We start from the raw sequence: 18,509 nt of genomic DNA on the forward strand, positions 1-18,509 counted from the left end.
TTCTGTGTGGCGAGGAAAGGTTGTCGTATCAATCCTTTCCTCGCCACTTATTTTTTATTTCATTTAGGAGGGACTACAGTGATTCAGAAAAAGAGACTCATCATGTTGTCTATGGTTTTGTTGCTAGCATTTTTTGCAACAAGCGCAACAGGGACAGAAAAAGTCCACGAGGTTCCTGAGGAACTAGTAACGGGAAGCCGTTTGGCTACAAGTCTGGAAGAAGTGCCCGCGCCAACCTACGTTATTACCCGCGGCCAGATAGATCAAAGCGGCTCAAAGGATCTGGCAACTGTTCTTGAAAAGCATGTACCAGGAATGTTTGTAAAGCAAAAATCTGGCTTTTCAAACGCTTCTCAGGTTACAATCCGTGGTTTTTTAACGGAAATACTGGTTCTCGTTGACGGTATCCCTTATTACAGATCCTCTCATGGCGCTGGAGCTGCAACCGTTGATTTCAGAAGCTTTCCGATCAGCAATATCGAGGAGATACACGTTGTAAAAGGTGCGGGTTCTGCTGTTTACGGTTCTATGGCTGCGGGAGGCGTTATTAACATCATTACCAAGAAAGGCGCTCAGGGCGGCTTTTTGGAAGGAGAAATCGGCCCTAATGACTGGCGACGCTATGCTATTCAAGGAAATGCCGCTGATAACGGTCTAAATGCGGGACTCTGGTACTCTCGAAAAGAAGAAGGCAGACACCGTCTTTTAAAAGATACGTTCTCCATGGAAGATTTTTATGCTCTTAAGTATCGAGAGGACGCTTACGGTTTCACTTTTAGCGGGAAAAACTGGTTTTTAAAAAGTGAAATCGGAGAATATAAAAATGAATATGAAACTCCCGGCTGGTTTACACCCGTGGATATAAATAGTGAAAAGGGGCAATATCAAAGATACGCCCTCCGCTATGCCGGCAGCAATTACTACATTCTTATGGGATACGATGACCAGCGATATTATATTTTGCAAAATCCTGATAATTACTATAAGGATCGGGCTTTCACCACAGAATTCGCAAAACAGAAACAATGGGGAGAAACTTTGGCTTCATGGGGACTGTTTTTTAGAAGAGAAGAATCAACATTCCGTGGTTCCTCTTTTGATCCGGAAGTGGAACAGAACCGAACAAATTACGCTCCCTTCGCAGAGTTTTCCCGCCCCATCGGCGATTTTATAGGAACCCTTGGGCTAAGATACGAAATCTGGCGCCAGGATGATGCGGAAAACCACAATGAGCTCATGCCTAAATTGACCCTTCAGTACCCTCTGGACAATGGAAGCACATGGTATCTGTCTGCGGGACGTTTCTTCGCCATGCCAAGCATTTACGAACTCTACGCCAAAGGGCCGTGGGGAACTGTTGGAAATCCAAACCTCAAGCCAGAAAAGGGTTGGAGCTATGACCTCGGCATAAAAGGGGCTGACCACTCCGGCAGCTGGAACCTTGGACTTTTTTACTCCGACATGGAAGACAAGATTATTTGGCGAAACAGCACCTACGAAAACGTTGATCAGTTCAAATCCTATGGATTGGAAGCCTTAAGGAGATGGGACATCACGTCGAAGTGGACTCTGAGCCTTAGCGGCACCTGGATGAAGGCTCAGGAAAAATCAAATGACGAATGGGTTAACAGCTACGGGTTCCCCGAATGGCTTTTAAAAACTTCTGCTGAATATCATTCTGGTCCATGGACTGCCGGGGTCGATTTCTCTTATCTGGCTAACCGCAACGGCTACCCCTCCGGCGATGATTATTTCCAGACCGATGTTTTTGCGGAGTGGCGCTCTGGAGATCATACCCTTCGCCTAAGCTGCTACAATCTCTTCGATGAAGAATTTATGTACGATTCCGCTGGCTGGGAATATTACGGCCCTGAACGAAGTATTTACATCACATGGAAGTATAGTTTTTAAAGAAAAATTAAAGATAAAGAGGGGCGGCTAAAAAATGCCGCCCCTCTTTATCCATTCTTTTATCAGGCTCGCTCAATAATAATAGGGTCCCCATTCTTCACTGTTTTTAAAATTTCCAGGTTTCCTTTGATCTTTCCCACAACTGTCACTGCGCTGGCTGGCCTGATTTCGTCCCCTTTACTGGCAGGAGTTGGACCAAAAAAAATGCAGAATGCACTTCCAGTAGGCCAAAAAGCGATGTCCCCGGCTTCTACTACCTCTTTTCCATCCTCTAAGTCTGCAATAAGGGGGATCATGAAATAAATTTCTTCTCCCCACGTGTTTGCCCTACTTTTTATAGGTAATATTTTTAAGATACGAGAAGCAGTCACAGAATTATTTAAGGCAGCGTTGATTTCAATTTCTCCTGTTCGAATTCGTATGTCCATCACCCATCGGCTCCTTCCCTTTTCTCTGTTCTTGTTCCTGGCATAACCGGCACAAAACGGCAATAATCATGCCACGTATCGATCCATTGATTTTTCTTTTTTAACAAAACTACCAAACGCTGTAACCCAACATCCACACTCAATGGCACTACAAGACGCCCTCCTATTGAAAGTTGATCCCTCCATGCCTCTTCTACTCTATCTGCCGCCGCTGTTACAATAATTCCATTATAGGGAGCTTCCTGGGCATACCCCTCCCTGCCGTCAGCAGTAACAACAACTACTTCATAACCAGCTTTACTTAACACATTTCTCGCCTTTTTTGCAAGAGATGAAATGCGTTCTATTGAGAAAACTTTTGCTCCAATCTCAGCTAAAACTGCAGCCTGGTAACCGGATCCTGTTCCTATTTCGAGAATCTTCATACCTGGAGAAACCTGAAGAAGCTCTGTCATTAATGCCACCATGTAAGGCTGTGAAATAGTCTGACTTTCCCCAATTGGAAGAGGTGCGTCAACATAGGCAAGGGACTGATACTCTTCGGCAACAAAAAGATGCCTTGGAACCTTCTTCATAGCCTGAAGAACTCTTTCATCCTCCACCCCTCTGCTCTCTATTTGGGTTTTTACCATTAGCCACGCAAAGTCTTGCCATTTTTCCAAATCCATATTGCACCCCCTGCCATACTTGAAGCTATATAATACCTATGAAAGAAAGGTACTATATTCTCGAGGAGACTATCTATGTACAAGAAACCGCTATCCATCCTTTTCAGAGAAAGAAGAGAGCAGCCAGCAAAAAAGGCTGCTTCCTCATCGATTATTATAGACTATTTAACAAAACACCTAGCATCTTTTGGACGAGGTATGGGGTATGATCTCAAAAATATTGCTTGAATGGTTCTACTGCCACAAGCGAAACCTTCCATGGCGCCATTCCTACAATCCCTATGAGGTTTGGATTTCAGAGATAATGTTGCAGCAGACTCAAATAGATAGAGTGATACCCTTCTTCAACCACTGGATGGAACGGTTTCCGAACCTTGCAGAACTCACTGAAGCATCAGAGGAAGAAATTTTAAAGTTGTGGGAGGGGTTAGGATATTATTCTCGAGCCAGAAATATTCTAAAAGCCGCAAAACAGCTTGTGCATATGGGGTATTCTACAGTTCCTCCAGATGAAGCCGTGCTACGAAAACTGCCAGGCATTGGCGCATATACCGCAGGAGCTATTCTGAGCATTGCCTATAATCTGCCCTTTCCAGCTGTAGACGGAAATGTACGAAGGGTTTTCGCTCGACTTTTCAATATAGATATGCCGGTTATAAGTGGGATGGGGCTGGATCTTCTAAACAATTATGTATTATCCACACTCCCTTCTGAAAATGCTCGGGACTTCAACCAGTCCGTAATGGAACTAGGCGCTCTTGTATGCATTCCACGGTCGCCGCGATGTCCTCTTTGCCCCTTGCAGAAATTCTGCCAGGCTTTCCAAGAAGGGGAACAAAATAATCGACCTATTACAAATAAAAAAGCTGGAATTCAAAAAAAGAAGGCTGTGGCAGGGATTTTCTATTGCGATAAATTTATATTATTGAGACAAAGGGAAACAGACGGTTCCTGGGGTGGCCTATGGGAATTCCCATGGGGTTTTGAACATGATGATCTAGCTGCAGAGGAAGTACTTATGAAAGAAATAGACAAAGTACTGGGAACAGCTTCTTTTACACTCCGGAGCCTCGGAAGGGTTCGCCACTCTATTATGAACACTCAGATTGATCTCAATGGCTATGTGGCATCCCTGCCGTCTCTTGTTCACGTTGAAACCCCTTTCAAATGGGTGATGCCAAAAGAGCTCAGCAAGCTGCCTCTTCAGGGAGGAAGCGCGAAACTGCTTCACCTTTTCATTAAAAAAAGCAGGCCCTCCTCTATTAAAGGCCTGCCACATGAAGATATCTAAAGTTCTAAGGAGAAATCTCTTTCGTCAAAAAAAATGTTTTCCCCATTTTCAAAGCGAACCTTGATGCCTTTTAAATGTTCCCCTTTGGGTCCAACTTGTTTTTTTATTTTCTCTTCCTGTAAAGATGGCCTGAAGATTGCCCGCAAAATTCCAATCCAGGGACAATCCTTTCTATCTTTTGGCAAACGGACCTGTATAAAAAAATGGTTCTTGTTTACATGTACCTTAATGTCTTTTTTATTCCCTGGTTTTCCATCAAACCCTGGAAAGTGAAGAGCTATATTCAGCATCGCACCTTCCGGGAGGTCCGCATCTCCTCTAATATGAAGCTTGGACCCCTTTACTGCTATCTCTCGAATCTCAAAAAGAGAGAAATCGCTTGCGTCCGCAGCACTTACGCCTAATGCCGCAAAAATAGCCATACATATCGCCAATATTAACAAAGGTCTTTTCATAATCCTCACCTCTTCAGAACCTTTTTCTTATTTCACTCCCACGAGTGAAAATTGTTTCGATTTCTATTATTTTACACCAAATCTTTGTCAGGATGCTGCATTCTGCGCCAACGTAACAATTTCTCTCCCGTAAAGAGAGCAAGCGCCACCCATACACAAACAAAAGTAAGCAACTGTACTCGATCAAACGGCTCTTTATAAACAAAGAAGCCCAGCAGAAATGACAATGTGGGAGCCAAATACTCCATAATACCCAACATACTTAATGGAAGCCGCCTCGCTCCATATGCAAAACATATCAGAGGCAGTGATGTTACAATTCCGCTACTTAATAGCCATATCTTCTGCTGTGCCGTTTCCCCTGCCAGGAACGGTTCTTCCGGAAGTCCAACAAAAAGATAGAATAACGCGGGAAAAACCAAAAGAAGGGTTTCTATGAAAAGTCCGGGAAAAGACTCTACCTCGGCCACTTTTCGGATAAGGGCATATAAGGCGAAAGACACGGCAATGCTAAGGGCCGCAAAGGGGACCCTGCCTACTAAAATAACCTGATACAAGATAGCTAGACCAGCGAGAACAATAGCACTCCACTGTAAAGTGCTCAGCTTCTCCCGTAGAAAAAGAACAGCAAACAACACGCTTACAAGGGGGTTGATAAAATAACCCAGACTTGTTTCGATCACCTTCCCCGAATTGACTGCCCAGATATAAATAAACCAGTTCACCCCTATGGCAAGGCCACTCAACAACAGGAGCCCCAGTGTCTTTCGTGTTTTTATGGCTTTAACGACGCTTCCCCAGCGACGTTGAACAGTCAAAACCATGGCGACAAATAACAAAGACCAAACGATCCTGTGACATAGAATCTGGAGGGGCTGTAAGTTATCCAGCTGTTTCCAGTAGGCAGGAAGCAACCCCCACGCGCCAAAAGCCGCGAGCGCTGCCAAAAACCCCTTTTCAAATTCTGTTTTTCCCATATCTTTTCACTCCCTGGCCAGACTATTCTCTCGACTCTTTAACAAATCTGCTATACTGTGCTTGAAATGAGTGATTACAGTCTGTACTTAAAAAGTCTTCATAACAAAACTATTCTAGGGATTAACCCTCCTGTTTTTGACTTCGCCTATTTCGATTTTTGGGCTAAGCCATTAGGTCTTTTGTACATTTTAGAAACCCTCCGAGAACAAAAAAACTCTGTCTATCTTATCGATTGCATCTATGAAGGACGAGAAACGCCAAAGACCTTTGGCCGTTACAAGCCTTTGCGACGCAAGGTTGAAAAACCGGCTTGCTATAGTCATATCCCCAGAAAATATTACCACTTTGGAATGGAAGAAGAAGATTTCCTGGAAAGGCTTAAAAAAACTCCCACACCTGATGTTATTCTGCTTACTTCGGGGATGACCTACTGGTATCCCGGAATCCAGTGGTGCCTTGACCGTGTCAAAAGAATATTTCCACACACTCCCGTGCTGCTAGGAGGCTTTTATGCCCAGCTCTGCCCGGAGCATGCCCGAACCATCGGAGCCAATGGAGTTCAAACCGCCCCCCTCTGTCTGGAAAGCCCCTATCCTGCTCTAGATTTATACAACCAGCCTGAATATGGAGTCATTATGACTTCCTGGGGATGCCCTTTACACTGTCAATATTGCGCTTCCAAACTGCTTTGGCCCTGCTTCCGACAAAGAGAGGTAGAAGAGATTATACACGAAATATCTTTTCAGGAAAGGATTCCTACTGTTCGTGATATGGCCTTTTATGACGATGCGCTTCTTATCAATAAAGAATTCCATTTTTATCCGCTGTGTGGAAGATTGCGGAAATCTTTTTCACACCTTCGTTTTCACACGCCTAACGGATTACATGTTAGAGAAATTGATGAGAAATGTGCCAGGGTTTTATTTGATACTGGTTTTAAAACAATACGACTGAGCCTGGAAAGCACTGACCCCATCATACAAAAAGCAAGTTCAGAAAAAGTTTCAGAACACCAATACGTCAAAGCTGTAACCCATCTTCTAAGGGCAGGATATTCCCAAGAAGACATTGAAACATATATTCTCATTGGCCTGCCTGGGCAGCGCTTCGAAAGTGTAAAAAATGCCATTGAATTTGTTCATTCCCTTGGCGCTGTAGCAAAAACGGCAGAATACTCCCCTATCCCCGGTACTATGATGTTTGAGGCAAGCGCTCAAAAGCACCCCCAGTTAACAACTGAACCTCTTCTTCAAAACAACACCGCTTATTGTGGCTACATATCAAAAGAAATTTCTCCGGAAGAGCTTCAGATATTAAAAAATATGGCTCACCATATACACAACCCTCTAGAGACAGGAGGAAAAAACATTGTTTAAGTTCGCAAAGAAAAAACAACCCCTAATGCAAATGAGGTATGGTCCTTATATTGGACTTTGCGCTTTCTGTTTTCTATTCATCATTTTTCCTTTTATCATATCTTCTCCTAGAGAGATTTTTAGCGGCCTTTGGTCTATTATTTTAGACCCTGATTACCTCATTAGTGATTATGTTGGCGTTGGCGGCCTGGGCGCCGCTTTCTTCAATAGCGGCTTATTGACCTTATCAATGACAGGGATACTCTTTTTATCTGGCACCCAGATAACGGGCATTTCTATTTCTGCTCTCCTCACTGTTGCCGGATTTGCCCTCTTCGGGAAAAACATATTAAATGTCTGGCCCATTCTTGCTGGCGTCTATCTTTTTGCCAAATATAGAAAAGAGCCTTTCTCAAGGTACATTTATATAGCGCTTTTTGGGACAGCCCTTTCCCCCCTCGTCAGCTTGATGCTCTTTGGAAATCTCCTCCCCTTTGGGCCTTTCAACCTCTTTGCGGGCATTCTCGTTGGTCTCTCTATTGGCATGATACTTCCCCCCCTATCTACGGCATTTCTTCGTTTCCATCAGGGATATAGCCTCTATAACGTAGGTTTTGTAACTGGAACCATTGGCACCGTATACGTTTCTCTCTTGAAGTCTTTCGGACTTCTTGTAGAATCTCGAATGATATGGACCACAGGCAACAACCTGCTTTTAGCGATTTTTCTTTACATATCTTTCGCAGCTCTTGTGCTTTTCTCCCTTTTTCTACCGCGTTGGAACAAATTTAAGTGGATTATGGGGTATAGTGGAAGAGCCGTTTCGGATTTCGTCATTTTGGAAGGATGGGGAGCTACCCTTTTCAACATGGGCATTATGGGCGTGATCACCACATCATACATCCTTTTTATTGGCGGGGATCTCAACGGCCCGACCATCGGCGGGATTCTTACTGTTGTTGGCTTTAGCGCTTTTGGTAAGCACCCGCGAAACATAATCCCAGTAATTCTTGGCATCATGTTAGGAGCAATAACAAAACGTTGGGGCCTTGCGGAACCTTCAATACAACTTGCAGCCCTCTTTGGAACCACCCTTGCTCCAATAAGTGGTGAATTCGGATGGAAATACGGCCTTATTGCCGGATTTGTCCATTCATCTGTTGTCTTAAATGTGGGAATGCTCCATTCGGGGTTTAATCTTTATAATAACGGTTTTTCAGGAGGCTTAGTTGCTGCTTTTCTGCTCCCTTTAATCGAAACTTTTGCCAGAGGAGGGAATAATAGATGAAACATGAGCGGATACGAGTGACAAAAATGGCTGGAGAATTGATTAACGATTTTCTTACCTTTCTCAAATGTAACAAGATAAGCCTGGTCATACAGGAAGATCCCGATGCCTTTCGTATCGAAATCTCAGGGACATATAATCATCTCACTGATGAGCGACTCGAACGGCTAAAAAATTTACTTTGTCAGCCTCGCAATTACGAATTGGAAGAAATGTATTGGAGTCTGTCGGGAGAAAGCGATACCGATGCCGAGCTTCACCTGGTAGGCATCATGACTGACGAAGTAACAATCGAAAGGGATGAAGAAAATAGGCGGCTGACTATCCATCTGGTCCGAAAGAAGTAGCACCGGCAAAACGAGTTATTTCGGCAACTTTATTCCGCCGTTATTCCTGACTGCATGTTTGCCGATCAACAGAGTCAGATCTACCAACACCGCTGGTAGACTCAACCCTGCTGATGTAGCCAGATACTTTGGCTCCCAAACAGGGTCGAATTTTTCTTTGAATTGGCGGAGTCCTTTAAAGTTGTAGAAATGCTCACCATGACGGTAGAGCTGTGTTCCCAATCGATGCCATAGCGGCGCTAGGGTACGATCTTCTAAACCGGAGAATGGCGCACCTCCGAGATTGAACCACTGATATTGCTTTTCTTTACCCCAAAGCAGTAGTTGCGTGATAAGAAAGTCCATTGTGCCGGGCGGAGCATCGGGCAGATGACGAATTAGATCGGGAGAAAGCTCTTCGTCACCACCTAACCAGAGATTAGCGAAGGCTACGATTTTGCCTTCGTGCCGTACTGCAGCGATCGAGAGCCGTGACAAGTAGTCTTCATTAAAGAAACCAAGAGAAAACCCCTTCTCTTGTCCATGCTTAAGGGTAAGCCAGGCATCAGAGATGGTTTTAAGGTAAGGAATAAGCAGAGCAACTTGTTCAGCGGGCACTACTTCAAAACTGCAACCAGCTTTAACGGCTCGATTGACATCTTGACGTAACGATTTGCGTTTACTGCCTTCTAAAGAGAAATCTTTAAGAGGCACACGTGCTTCTTCTCCAAGATTGACAAGGAACAAGCCCATGTCCACGTACAGAGGAAGATTAGCCCCATCAACCTGGTAAAACACACAACGCATACCGTATCGATCACATAGTTCTCGAAACTGCCATGCTAGTTCTTCCTGTTGCCTATCGGCAGCCACTGGATCACCCATTGCAATTAAGCTTCCGCCCTGCACACCATACATGATAAAACCGTTTCGCTGGGGATTGAACAGCAACTGCTTATCGCCCAACAGTGCCAGGTGTGCATAGGTATGGGGGAAACCACCCGCAATACGCTGTGCTATATCCAGCTCGTACTTACCCGGCCACAACGGCACAATGCGTGTTGGTCGCAACAGCCACACGACAGAAAACGCCAGTACCACCAATACACTAGCCAGAGCGGCACGCAGAAAACGCGGCACATCGCCAGTCAACGAAACTTGCCACCATAATTCGTTACGATAGGGAACATGTCTAAACGCAAAGAGTCCGAGAGCAATCGACGCTCCCACTGCCAATCCTACTGCCGCTAGCCAAGAAGAACTGGTGCGAGGCTCTAGCAGCCTCGCACGCCTGTAGAAGCAACTTCTGCAGGGCAACAAGGCCATCAGCACTATACCCTGCGTCAGGGCAACTTCCCAATGCAACCCACGCAGCAGAGATAGCACCATTCCAGCACCAAGTAGTGTTATCCCTAGGCCATAGGCCACATTAATCCTGCGATAGAGTGCTATCGCAAGGAATAACAGCAGCGTCCCTACCACACTGCCCAATAAGTGTGAAATTTCAATTGCCGTAAGGGGTAACCAATCGTGCAAAAGATGCAGTCGCGTGTAACTCGTTGGCAAAACTCCAGCGAAAAGCATTGACAGCCCCGCGACAAACACCAGCACTGCCATCGCCAATGGCACAACTGGCCTTGCGAATCGCTGGTATACGCTATAGGCCATCCCCAATGACCGACGGTGCCGTAACAACTCTAATCCCCCCAAAGATAGCCCGGCGATGGCTAGCGGCAGTAAGTAGTAGATTGCCCTGAACAAAACGAGGGCTCTAAGTATAGCCTGATGCTCTACCTGCGCACTAAGCATCACTAACAGTACCGTCTCAAACACACCTAGTCCGCCGGGAACATTGCTGACTATGCCAGCAAATTGTGCCAGCAGAAACACCGCAAGAAACGTGATAAACGGTACATCAGTGATATAGATCAGCAATACATAGAGAACCAGCGCTACCAAAAACCAGTCTAACGAACCGATAAGTATTTGTATCACAGCCAACCTGATCGACGGCAATTGAAACGACCATCTCCAAATGTGGATAATCTTTCTCCACCATAGGCACATCCCAAGGTATCCCGCTACCAGTGCCATAAGAGCAAACCCCCAAAGGGAGATAGAATCAACAAACAGCGGCAGATTAACATTGGAGGGAATGGGGTGTATGAGGAGAACGGAGCCGGTAAGTGTCGCCAACCCCAACCAGACACAGCTGCTCGAAAAGAGGATAAGTGAAAGAATTTGTTTGTTTGAGAGTCCCCAAGCACCATATATACGAACCCTCACAGTTCCGGCCCCTAGAAGGGTGCCAAGATTGTTGTTGAATGCATAGCCAAGAAATGAAGTGAAGCTTATCTGCATAAACCCCAGCCGATGATCAAGATAACGAAGTCCAAGATCATCGTAGCCGATCATCAGTATATAGCTCAGGGCAGTCAGTACAACTGCCCCAACCAAATGCCAGCGCCCTATCCGCCGCAATTGTATAAATACATCGTGAAGGCGCACGCCCTCCAATTCGTGGGCTATTACAACTAACGCCGCTACAAAGATAATTCCTTTAAACACCGAGGCCACGAAACGTAACCAGCTCAATCTTCTAACTTGGCTCTTTTTCTTGTTCATTGTTCACTCGGTTCGGGCATCAAATCGTACCGCCTCCAAAGAGTAAAGGTCTGTTCAGGCAGGAGGAAATCAAAGGACTCGGAAAGCTCGTATCCGGCCATTTCCATGGTTTTCTGAATGGTCTCAAGTGGAGTGAAGTGCTTAAATAAATTTACAAAACCAATGCCTCGCGCTGGCGCATGATCAATAATCGCAACAATTCCATTAGGTTTAAGCGTCCTTTTAATAATGCGAAAATAATGCTCCGGATCAGGCAAATGATGAAAAACATCCCTTGCGAAAATCAAGTCTAAAGCCCCCCTCGGGTAAAGGGACATCATCGTTTTCCACCAGAACGGTTATAACGTTGTCCACCCCAGTTTTTTCTGCCTGGCGTTTTACGAACTCTAAATACTCAAGCTTGGTATCAACAGTATATACAACCCCTCTTTTACCAACCCTCTTCGCGAAGGCGAGGGTAAAAAATCCTCCCCCGGAGCCTATATCAGCTATTTTCTCTCCTTCATAGAGACGAAGGCTTTCAATGATTCGCACGGCTCCTCTTTTAGGCGAAGAGGCTTCCCGGTTAAGCATCTTAAGAAAAAGATTTGTTAACATTTGATCCTCCTGAGCCGAAATATGAGATTATTGTGATTATACAATAACTTCATTTACCGCTTTCTTTTATAAAATCAAACCGCCGTTAACTTGGCAATTTGACCTCTTAACAAAAAATGTCATAATCTGTGAGTTCAGTAAATCATAAACAACAGGAGGAATTAAAATGTCCGGAACCATACGCAAAGACATAAAAGTCGGTCTTAGAGTAAACATCGTACAGAAGCAACACCAGAAAACAGGACAGTTGACAGAAGGAATAGTCAAATACCTGCTGACGAAAAGCCCCACCCATCCCCACGGCATAAAGGTGCGCCTGGAAAGCGGCATCATCGGAAGGGTTCAGGAGATATTGGAATAGCTTGCTGCAAGAATGGATTATTACTGCTGGAGGGGCAGGAATACTGCGTAGTAGACAAGCAACAACCCCGATAAAACACCAAAGGCTATGCCTACATTAACAAGATGCTCTTCTTAAATCAATATCAACTTGCATTTGACATTGACATAATAACATTGAGTCCTGGCACAAAGTTTGCAATAAGGACATAAGATAAGAGAGCTGAGAAATTAACCATAAACACTTCTTCCCCTGTTCTCTTATGGCGTAATCCGCGAATCGGTAGGAATTAACTATAGTAACAAAAGAGCCACTTCGGATATCCGAAGTGGCTCTTTTAAAACTGGCTCCTCGGGCAGGACTCGAACCTGCAACCTAGTGGTTAACAGCCACCCGCTCTGCCGATTGAGCTACCGAGGAACGTTAAACTTTTTTATCATAGTGGAGGCGGCACCCGGATTCGAACCGGGGATAAAGGATTTGCAGTCCTCTGCCTTACCACTTGGCTATGCCGCCATTATAGAACTTTCAATGGAGCGGAAGACGGGATTTGAACCCGCGACCCCAACCTTGGCAAGGTTGTGCTCTACCCCTGAGCTACTTCCGCGTAACTTAACCGAGATGGTGGCGGGACCCAGAATTGAACTGGGGACACGCGGATTTTCAGTCCGCTGCTCTACCGACTGAGCTATCCCGCCCTGTCCCTATTAAAATGGCGGGGCCGACGAGACTCGAACTCGCGACCTTCGGCGTGACAGGCCGACGCTCTAACCGACTGAGCTACGACCCCACCATAAATCTATCAAAATACAAAAACGATTTATTGCTGATTGGTGGGCGGAACAGGGTTCGAACCTGTGACCCCTTGCGTGTAAGGCAAGTGTTCTTCCGCTGAACTATCCGCCCCGTTCGCCACTCGACCAACGCGAAGGATAGTATATCGTCCATTCTTGCACTCGTCAACCCCTTGGCACAAGGAATTTTTCAACATTATGTCCAAGAAGATCGCTTATGTCTTTTCCCATTTCAAGAACACCCTTTATAGCCCTTTCATACCTTCCAAAAGACAATATAGGGAAGTCTGACCCGTAAAACAATTTTTCTAGCACGTCAGCGCTCTTCATGGCCTGAAGAATGTGGGGGGTGTATAACCACGGTAAAGCTGCCGTGTCGTATCTTGCATTTCTCAAGTAACGTTTCATTTCGGGCATTAACTCGTAAAGCCATAAACCTCCTCCAAAATGAGCAAAAACAACCTTCGCTTCCGGGTGATTCATACAAAACTGAGCCCCTTCTCTGGGACCCACATTTCCCTTGCCAGGATAATCATGACCTACAGGTTCTGCGGTATGGAATAATAAAACCATACCCGCCTCTTGTGTCGTTCCTACCAAACGCCATGTCTGACGAACATCGTCTATGTCAAAACCCTGCCCCCCGGGGAAAAGTTCTCCCACCCCAATAAGACCCTCTTCCGCACAGCGCGCTATTTCTTCATCAGCTCCCAGACTCAGAGGAGGAACTACAGCGAGGCCCTGAAAGCGGTTTGGATGCTTCTTTACGGCCTCTATAACATAATTGTTACAATGTCTGCATAACCCAAGGTCCTTAAAGGCAAAACCAAATATCCACGACTTCTCAATGCCATCCTTGTCCATTTGTTCTATTACATCTTCATAGGTGGCCCACTTGTGAATCTTGCCATGACAAAGTAACTTAAAATAACCCTCTCGTTCAGATATCTTTTCAAAATCTCTTATCACATCTGGTGGATATACATGAACATGGGTATCAATAATCATGCCTCTACACCTCTTTCAACAAACTTCCGACGAACTTCTGTCACATAGCAGTGAGCTGCTCGCGTTGGCTCTGGAAGCCTGTAACGAACACATGCTTTTAAAACAAGCAGAGCAGCCTTCTCTATAGAAATCCTATGCCCCGGGCTTATAAAAAGGGGCTTTACAGCTCTTCTTGAGCGCAATACAACTCCAACTTGCTCGCTATTGAAATAAAGAGGGGAAACACTGCCTTTTTCAATTGCTGGCTCCTCATACTCCCCAACAAGGCGGCTTTTTGCTACACCAATAGTAACAGAGTTTGTAAGAACTCCAAAGTGAGACGCTAAGCCTATTTTTCGAGGGTGGGCTATACCCGCCCCATCAAACATCCAGAGGTCTGGAGCAGATTGAAGTTTATTTAATGCTTCAATGAGAACAGGAAGTTCGCGATAGGAAAGAAGTCCGGTTAAATAGGGAAATGAAACGGGACATATGGCATGAACAAACTCTATGGGCTGAAATGTTTCCCACTCCATTGTTACAATCCCTGCAATAGCCCAAGCTTCCTTTCCCCTTCTGCTGTAAGCAACATCTACACCGGCTACTATCTTAAGAAGAATCTCTTCATCTTCTATACAAACGTTTTGCGCTAATTTACGTTGCTCCGCTATGGCAGCCTTATAGGATTGCGGTATTTTAAACTCCAAAAAAACCCCTCCCCCATGAACAAAAAAGGCTGCCCTTTTTGGGACAGCCCTTTGTTGTTTATACGCGGCTCAAGGCTACTTAACTTCGACTTCTGCTCCAGCTTCTTCAAGTTTGGCCTTAATTTCGTCGGCCTCTTCTTTGCTGACTGCTTCTTTGACAGGTTTGGGAGCATTGTCAACAAGCTCTTTGGCTTCTTTCAGGCCAAGTCCGGTAAGTTCGCGAACAACTTTAATGGTTGCGATTTTGTTGGAACCGGGGCCCTTAAGAACCACGTCAAACTCTGTCTTCTCTTCTTCAGCTGCAACTGCTGCGCCTGCGCCGGGCATCATCATGGGCATAGCCATGGCAGGAGCGGAAGCAGAAACCCCAAATTTGTCCTCAAGAGCCTTCACAAGTTCAGAAAGCTCAAGTACTGTCATACCTTCAATAGCCTGGATAATTTCTTCGTGAGTCATTTCTATTGTTCCTCCTTAAATTAAAACTTTTGTCAAGTTTAGGTTTTCCCAAATCTTTCGGGTTATGCTGCTGCTAGGCAGCCTGCTCTTTTTTCTCCTTGATCTGAGAGAGGCATGTGGCAAACCCTCTGATGGAACCGGAAAGCACGGTAACCAGTCCTGACAGAGGAGCAGCAATGGTACTGACCACCTGAGCAATAAGAACTTCCCTGGAAGGAAGATCCGCCAAAGCACCAACCTGTGCCGCATCAAGTATGCTGGTACCCATTATGCCACCCTTCATAACAAAGGCCTTATTAGACTTATCTCTTGAAAATTCCGCAAAAACCTTCGCCACTGCAACTGGATCATCATATACAACTGTATAAACATTCGGCCCTGCCATAATATCCTCAGGAACAGGCATATCTTTTTCCTGAAGGGCTATTTTAAACAGCGTGTTTTTAGCAACTTTCATCTCGCCGCCAGCCTGACGTACTTTAGCGCGGAGCTCTGTAATTTTCGCTACGGTGAGCCCTCGATATTCAGCTACAAAAACAGCTTCACTTTTATCAAGCATTTCTTTCAATTCATTAACTCGCTCATACTTTACATTTGCAGGCATGAGTTCACCTCCTCCCAAAAAAAATCTCCCAACCATCAAGGCCGGGAGATAAGTACACAAAGAAAGCAGCTTATACGGCTACTCTATGGGTCTTTCTCCAAACCTCGGTGGGTGATATGAATTCATTAGGCGTTAAACGCGCCCACTGTCTCTGGTTTGTCAGGTGCTTATTGTAGCATATTTTGTTTTTTTATGCTTCTGCTACTTCTTTAGAAGCTGCAACAGGATCTATCTTTATTCCTACACCCATTGTTGGCGCAATGTAAAAGCTTCTTACGTAGGTTCCCTTTGCCGATGCTGGACGTGCTTTCAAAATCGCTCGATAAAGGACCTTCAGATTTTCAAAAAGTTTTTCAGCTTCAAAACTTTTCTTTCCTACCATGTTGTGAATGATAGCAGTTTTATCAACGCGGAATTCTACACGACCCGCTTTGATTTCCTTTATAGCGTCAGCCACATCAAAGGTGACGGTGCCCGCTTTTGCGCTTGGCATAAGTCCTCGGGGACCAAGGATCTTTCCAAGGCGTCCTACGCTCTTCATCATATCTGGGGTCGCGATAACCGCATCAAAATCGAGCCAGCCAGTGCTTATTTTCTGAATCAGGTCATCTCCGCCGACGATGTCCGCACCTGCGTCCTCTGCTTCTTTTACCTTTTCCCCTACGGCCAAGACCAGAACTCTCTTCGTGATTCCCGTACCATGGGGAAGTACGATGGTTCCACGAACTTGCTGGTCCGCATGGCGGGGATCAACGCCGAGACGGATGTGAACTTCCAGACTCTCATCGAACTTCGCTGTAGCAACTTCCTTGTAAAGGTCTACTGCTTCACGAAGCCCATAAAGCTTTGTGCTGTCTACCTTCGCCGCTATCTCACTGTATCTTTTACTTTTCTTTGCCATGACAAATTCCCTCCTTGTGGTCATAACGGGCTTTGCAGACCCTGCCACTGAATAACCCTGAGAGCTCTACTAAATTAATCGACGATATCAATACCCATGGAACGAGCCGTACCTTCAATCATGCGCATGGCTGCTTCCACGTCGTTAGCATTCAAATCTTCTTTTTTAAGCTCTGCTATTTCTCTTACCTTTTCACGGCTTACTTTACCCACCTTAACCTTGTTAGGCTCACCTGAAGCCCTGTCAAGACCAGCAGCTTTTTTCAAGAGAACACTTGCTGGAGGTGTCTTAAGGATAAAGGTGAAACTCCGGTCAGCATATACTGTCAATACTGCAGGAATAATCATCCCCGCCTGATCTGATGTTTTGGCGTTAAACTGCTTGCAAAATTCCATAATGTTCACGCCATGCTGACCAAGTGCTGGTCCTACAGGAGGCGCAGGAGTAGCCTTTCCGGCGGGCAGCTGCAACTTGATCTGCGCAATAACTTTTTTTGCCATTACTACTTATCTCCTCTCATCACGGCAAAGCACTCCCCTCTCCCACTATGAGGAAGAGGAGTGCCCGCTTTTAGATTCATTTATCTCTAGAGCTTATCAAGCTCCGTATAGTCTGTTTCCACTACAGTTTCACGGCCAAAAACTGTAATTGTAAACTTGACCTTTCCCTTCTCTGGAACGATTTCAACAACAGGACCAACCTGACCTTCAAAGGGGCCGCTTTTAACTTTAACAATATCCCCAGGTTTTAGATTCATCTCAATCTTGGGCTTCGCATGGTCCTTGCCGATTTTGCTCATAATTTCTTTTATTTCTTTTTCGGAAAGAGGAATGGGATGATTTCCTGCCCCTACAAAACCTGTTACACCGGGAGTGTGACGCACAACATACCAGGACTGATCATTCAGCTTCATCTCTACAAGCACGTAGCTTGGGTAAAGCTTACGGGTGACTTTTTTGCTTTTGCCATCTTTGACAAAAACACGTTCCTCCACAGGCACTAAAACACTAAATATCTCTTCTTCCATGCCCATAGTGGCGATCCTCTGTTCAAGATTCGCCTTCACTCTATTTTCGTACCCTGCATATGTCTGTACTATATACCAGCGCCGTTCGCTGCTACTCTCCATCACACAAAGGGGGTCTCTTTTGGCCCCCTCACCTCCCCACGCAATCTATTTAACCCCATCAAATAATCCATGCAGAACAAAGCCTAACTAATGATCTTCGTAAAGATACCGGTCAAAGCCAGGTCAACAATACCAAGATATGCGGCAACGAAAAGTGTAAAAGCAATTACCACAAGGGTAGAGTACCACACTTGTTTTTTTCCTGGCCATGTCACTTTTTTAAGTTCGGCTTTTGCTTCACGCACGAAGCTGAGGATCTTATCCATACCTCGGCCTCCTATCTTTAGGCAAAAAAAAATGGCAGGCCCGGCAGGACTCGAACCTGCAACCCCCGGTTTTGGAGACCAGTGCTCTGCCAATTGAGCTACGGACCTGCGAGCAGTGAGTATTTTACACTACTTAGTTTCTTTATGCAAGGTGTGTTTATCGCACCATTTGCAGTATTTGCTGAGTTCCAGTTTTTTGGCCTGCTTTTTCTTATTGACTGTTGTTGAGTAGTTTCTTCTCTTACATTCAGTGCACTGCAGACCCACTATATCTGCCATAATACTTCCCCTCTTCCAGTTTACCCAAGAATCTCGGTGACAACGCCAGCACCCACTGTGTGACCACCTTCACGGACTGCGAAACGAAGTCCCGCTTCCATGGCGATAGGTACAATAAGGTCAA

24 protein-coding genes, 7 tRNA genes and 1 other annotated feature are annotated in these 18,509 nt (G+C 45.3%); of the genes, 7 read left to right on the top strand and 24 right to left on the bottom strand.

The annotated features are described in order from the left end of the window. The first annotated feature begins 78 nt into the window (after positions 1 to 78). On the top strand, positions 79 to 1,911 hold the full coding sequence (locus BUC50_RS00655) for a TonB-dependent receptor plug domain-containing protein (RefSeq protein ID WP_286677037.1): 1,833 nt from the start codon (positions 79 to 81) through the stop codon (positions 1,909 to 1,911). A gap of 62 nt (positions 1,912 to 1,973) precedes the next feature. On the opposite strand, the gene BUC50_RS00660 is transcribed toward BUC50_RS00655, so the two are convergent. Together BUC50_RS00660 and BUC50_RS00665 are read right to left on the bottom strand one after the other, a co-directional pair. Further along, positions 1,974 to 2,339: a cyclophilin-like fold protein gene (locus tag BUC50_RS00660; protein ID WP_013047741.1), complete on the bottom strand. Its 366-nt coding sequence runs from the start codon at positions 2,337 to 2,339 to the stop codon at positions 1,974 to 1,976. Next, positions 2,339 to 3,007, bottom strand: coding sequence for a protein-L-isoaspartate(D-aspartate) O-methyltransferase (locus tag BUC50_RS00665; RefSeq protein ID WP_013047740.1), 669 nt, complete (start codon positions 3,005 to 3,007; stop codon positions 2,339 to 2,341). Before BUC50_RS00665 ends, BUC50_RS00660 begins: the two co-directional genes overlap by 1 nt. 75 nt (positions 3,008 to 3,082) lie before the next feature. Here BUC50_RS00665 and BUC50_RS00670 point away from each other — a divergent pair, with 75 nt between their 5' ends. Further along, positions 3,083 to 3,235, top strand: coding sequence for a hypothetical protein (locus tag BUC50_RS00670; RefSeq protein ID WP_013047739.1), 153 nt, complete (start codon positions 3,083 to 3,085; stop codon positions 3,233 to 3,235). Next, positions 3,213 to 4,298, top strand: a complete 1,086-nt coding sequence (mutY, locus tag BUC50_RS00675) for an A/G-specific adenine glycosylase (RefSeq protein WP_013047738.1) — start codon at positions 3,213 to 3,215, stop codon at positions 4,296 to 4,298. The genes BUC50_RS00670 and mutY overlap by 23 nt, the downstream gene beginning before the upstream one ends. Here mutY and BUC50_RS00680 read toward each other — a convergent pair. Both BUC50_RS00680 and rarD read right to left on the bottom strand, forming a co-directional pair. Beyond that, positions 4,295 to 4,753, bottom strand: coding sequence for a hypothetical protein (locus BUC50_RS00680; protein ID WP_013047737.1), 459 nt, complete (start codon positions 4,751 to 4,753; stop codon positions 4,295 to 4,297). The genes mutY and BUC50_RS00680 overlap by 4 nt on opposite strands. Before the next feature lie 71 nt (positions 4,754 to 4,824). Beyond that, a complete protein-coding gene (gene rarD / locus BUC50_RS00685) occupies positions 4,825 to 5,730 on the bottom strand; it encodes an EamA family transporter RarD (protein ID WP_013047736.1) in 906 nt (301 codons plus the stop codon). A 66-nt stretch (positions 5,731 to 5,796) separates the two neighbouring features. On the opposite strand from rarD, the gene BUC50_RS00690 reads away from it, so the two are divergent. The 3 genes from BUC50_RS00690 to BUC50_RS00700 are packed head-to-tail and all read left to right on the top strand — an operon-like array spanning position 5,797 to position 8,721. Beyond that, positions 5,797 to 7,107, top strand: coding sequence for a B12-binding domain-containing radical SAM protein (locus tag BUC50_RS00690; protein WP_013047735.1), 1,311 nt, complete (start codon positions 5,797 to 5,799; stop codon positions 7,105 to 7,107). Further along, the gene (locus BUC50_RS00695; protein WP_013047734.1) at positions 7,100 to 8,374 is read left to right on the top strand and encodes a DUF1576 domain-containing protein; all 1,275 of its coding nucleotides are present in this window, start codon (positions 7,100 to 7,102) and stop codon (positions 8,372 to 8,374) included. The genes BUC50_RS00690 and BUC50_RS00695 overlap by 8 nt, the downstream gene beginning before the upstream one ends. After that, on the top strand, positions 8,371 to 8,721 hold the full coding sequence (locus tag BUC50_RS00700; RefSeq protein WP_013047733.1) for a hypothetical protein: 351 nt from the start codon (positions 8,371 to 8,373) through the stop codon (positions 8,719 to 8,721). The genes BUC50_RS00695 and BUC50_RS00700 overlap by 4 nt, the downstream gene beginning before the upstream one ends. A gap of 15 nt (positions 8,722 to 8,736) precedes the next feature. Here BUC50_RS00700 and mprF read toward each other — a convergent pair whose 3' ends face one another. Genes mprF through BUC50_RS00715 form a run of 3 tightly spaced genes read right to left on the bottom strand, consistent with a single transcriptional unit; the run spans position 8,737 to position 11,922 of the window. Then, positions 8,737 to 11,325: a bifunctional lysylphosphatidylglycerol flippase/synthetase MprF gene (gene mprF, locus BUC50_RS00705; RefSeq protein WP_013047732.1), complete on the bottom strand. Its 2,589-nt coding sequence runs from the start codon at positions 11,323 to 11,325 to the stop codon at positions 8,737 to 8,739. Next, a complete protein-coding gene (locus BUC50_RS00710; RefSeq protein WP_052292782.1) occupies positions 11,322 to 11,612 on the bottom strand; it encodes a class I SAM-dependent methyltransferase in 291 nt (96 codons plus the stop codon). The genes mprF and BUC50_RS00710 overlap by 4 nt, the downstream gene beginning before the upstream one ends. After that, positions 11,575 to 11,922 (bottom strand): methyltransferase domain-containing protein, encoded by a 348-nt coding sequence (locus BUC50_RS00715; protein ID WP_052292781.1) that lies wholly within the window; start codon positions 11,920 to 11,922, stop codon positions 11,575 to 11,577. The genes BUC50_RS00710 and BUC50_RS00715 overlap by 38 nt, the downstream gene beginning before the upstream one ends. Before the next feature lie 166 nt (positions 11,923 to 12,088). Here BUC50_RS00715 and BUC50_RS00720 point away from each other — a divergent pair, with 166 nt between their 5' ends. Beyond that, positions 12,089 to 12,283, top strand: a complete 195-nt coding sequence (locus tag BUC50_RS00720; protein ID WP_286677038.1) for a YwbE family protein — start codon at positions 12,089 to 12,091, stop codon at positions 12,281 to 12,283. Positions 12,284 to 12,606: 323 nt separating this feature from the next. Here the strand turns inward: BUC50_RS00720 and BUC50_RS00725 are convergent. The 17 genes from BUC50_RS00725 to BUC50_RS00805 form a co-directional block, all read right to left on the bottom strand. Continuing rightward, a tRNA-Asn gene (locus tag BUC50_RS00725) sits at positions 12,607 to 12,682 on the bottom strand. Between the two features lie 22 nt (positions 12,683 to 12,704). Further along, a tRNA-Cys gene (locus BUC50_RS00730) sits at positions 12,705 to 12,778 on the bottom strand. A gap of 16 nt (positions 12,779 to 12,794) precedes the next feature. Further along, a tRNA-Gly gene (locus tag BUC50_RS00735) sits at positions 12,795 to 12,869 on the bottom strand. Between the two features lie 15 nt (positions 12,870 to 12,884). Then, positions 12,885 to 12,960 (bottom strand) — tRNA-Phe (locus BUC50_RS00740). Between the two features lie 15 nt (positions 12,961 to 12,975). Then, positions 12,976 to 13,052 (bottom strand) — tRNA-Asp (locus BUC50_RS00745). A gap of 41 nt (positions 13,053 to 13,093) precedes the next feature. After that, positions 13,094 to 13,168: transfer RNA gene (locus BUC50_RS00750), tRNA-Val, on the bottom strand. Between the two features lie 53 nt (positions 13,169 to 13,221). Further along, positions 13,222 to 14,064, bottom strand: a complete 843-nt coding sequence (locus BUC50_RS00755; RefSeq protein ID WP_013047730.1) for an amidohydrolase family protein — start codon at positions 14,062 to 14,064, stop codon at positions 13,222 to 13,224. Continuing rightward, positions 14,061 to 14,750 (bottom strand): deoxyribonuclease V, encoded by a 690-nt coding sequence (gene nfi / locus BUC50_RS00760; RefSeq protein WP_213700019.1) that lies wholly within the window; start codon positions 14,748 to 14,750, stop codon positions 14,061 to 14,063. Before nfi ends, BUC50_RS00755 begins: the two co-directional genes overlap by 4 nt. 75 nt (positions 14,751 to 14,825) lie before the next feature. After that, complete coding sequence (gene rplL, locus BUC50_RS00765) at positions 14,826 to 15,206, bottom strand: 50S ribosomal protein L7/L12 (protein ID WP_013047728.1); 381 nt, start codon at positions 15,204 to 15,206, stop codon at positions 14,826 to 14,828. A gap of 73 nt (positions 15,207 to 15,279) precedes the next feature. Next, on the bottom strand, positions 15,280 to 15,810 hold the full coding sequence (gene rplJ / locus BUC50_RS00770; RefSeq protein WP_213700020.1) for a 50S ribosomal protein L10: 531 nt from the start codon (positions 15,808 to 15,810) through the stop codon (positions 15,280 to 15,282). Between the two features lie 9 nt (positions 15,811 to 15,819). After that, positions 15,820 to 15,983 (bottom strand) — a sequence feature (ribosomal protein L10 leader region). Positions 15,984 to 16,000: 17 nt separating this feature from the next. Continuing rightward, positions 16,001 to 16,711: a 50S ribosomal protein L1 gene (rplA, locus tag BUC50_RS00775; protein ID WP_013047726.1), complete on the bottom strand. Its 711-nt coding sequence runs from the start codon at positions 16,709 to 16,711 to the stop codon at positions 16,001 to 16,003. Positions 16,712 to 16,785: 74 nt separating this feature from the next. Continuing rightward, a complete protein-coding gene (rplK, locus tag BUC50_RS00780) occupies positions 16,786 to 17,211 on the bottom strand; it encodes a 50S ribosomal protein L11 (RefSeq protein ID WP_013047725.1) in 426 nt (141 codons plus the stop codon). Positions 17,212 to 17,297: 86 nt separating this feature from the next. Next, positions 17,298 to 17,840: a transcription termination/antitermination protein NusG gene (gene nusG / locus BUC50_RS00785; protein WP_041459305.1), complete on the bottom strand. Its 543-nt coding sequence runs from the start codon at positions 17,838 to 17,840 to the stop codon at positions 17,298 to 17,300. 83 nt (positions 17,841 to 17,923) lie between these two features. Further along, positions 17,924 to 18,106 carry a preprotein translocase subunit SecE gene (gene secE / locus BUC50_RS00790; RefSeq protein WP_013047723.1) on the bottom strand — a complete coding sequence of 61 codons (183 nt, stop codon included), beginning with the start codon at positions 18,104 to 18,106 and terminating at the stop codon, positions 17,924 to 17,926. A gap of 32 nt (positions 18,107 to 18,138) precedes the next feature. Beyond that, positions 18,139 to 18,214, bottom strand: a tRNA-Trp gene (locus BUC50_RS00795). A gap of 21 nt (positions 18,215 to 18,235) precedes the next feature. Then, complete coding sequence (gene rpmG, locus BUC50_RS00800) at positions 18,236 to 18,385, bottom strand: 50S ribosomal protein L33 (protein ID WP_013047722.1); 150 nt, start codon at positions 18,383 to 18,385, stop codon at positions 18,236 to 18,238. Positions 18,386 to 18,405: 20 nt separating this feature from the next. Continuing rightward, positions 18,406 to 18,509, bottom strand: a 104-nt coding sequence (locus BUC50_RS00805; protein WP_273311997.1) for an EF-Tu C-terminal domain-related protein, incomplete at its 5' end; no start/stop codon positions are given.

This window comes from Aminobacterium sp. EBM-42, from assembly GCF_001896635.1.
In the GTDB taxonomy this organism is placed as follows: domain Bacteria; phylum Synergistota; class Synergistia; order Synergistales; family Aminobacteriaceae; genus Aminobacterium; species Aminobacterium colombiense.